Raw genomic sequence first — 660 nt, 5'->3', positions numbered from 1 at the left:
GAACTGCGCGCCGGCAGCGATTCCTTGGCATATGGACCCGGCCCGATCCCCATGCGCTGCAGTTCCAGCAGCCCGGCCGCGCCCTCGCGACCTACCGCCAACCGATGACGACACGTTTCGGCCAGGTCTGATAATCAACCCAGATACGCAGTCGCGTCGTCTTTTCGGGAACAGCGGCCCCAAGCAGTTCCTCCGCCATGACCGTGTTGACCGCCAGGGTTCGGGTCGGCGTCGCGACGGCACCCTCAAAAACCAAGTCTAATCCGTCGGGCGCTTCCTCGACTGGACCCAGGGCGATTTCCGTCTCGCCATCGATTTCCGGATAGCAGCCGACTGAGACGCAGGACGGGCTGGCATGAACCAGGGCATCACTGTCGCGTTCAGGCGGTTCGCCACCGCTGGCGTCTTCAACGAACACGATCGAGTTGGATGGAGCAAACCTTATCGATCTCATTTTCCGCCCCTTACCCTAACCAGCGATGCAACAAATCCACCTTGGCGTCGGCTACAGGCCAAGCAGTGGGGGAAAATCCTCCCAGCGCGACCGGTAGTGTTCAAGCCCGTTGGATCCTGATGGTCTCCAATGAAGTTTGACCTCGGTGTCCCCGGATCCTTCGTGCCGCACGTGTGACACCCGTATTTGCGTCCGATGCGATTGAT

At 60.6% G+C, this 660-nt stretch carries 1 protein-coding gene; it reads right to left on the bottom strand.

Annotated features, from left to right (window positions below; all coding sequences use genetic code 11):
- Positions 1-91: 91 nt before the first annotated feature.
- Positions 92-454 (bottom strand): hypothetical protein, encoded by a 363-nt coding sequence (locus EP380_RS23405; protein WP_127601236.1) that lies wholly within the window; start codon positions 452-454, stop codon positions 92-94.
- Positions 455-660 lie beyond the last annotated feature (206 nt).

Origin of the sequence: Nitratireductor alexandrii (genome assembly GCF_004000215.1) — a bacterium.
Classification (GTDB): Bacteria; Pseudomonadota; Alphaproteobacteria; order Rhizobiales; family Rhizobiaceae; genus Mangrovimarina; species Mangrovimarina alexandrii.
This window is presented reverse-complemented; position numbering and strand designations above follow the sequence as displayed.

Bases quoted from the DNA above. Each gene is read 5' to 3' on its own strand.
- EP380_RS23405 (WP_127601236.1), bottom strand. From the start codon at position 454: ATGAGATCGATAAGGTTTGCTCCATCCAACTCGATCGTGTTCGTTGAA.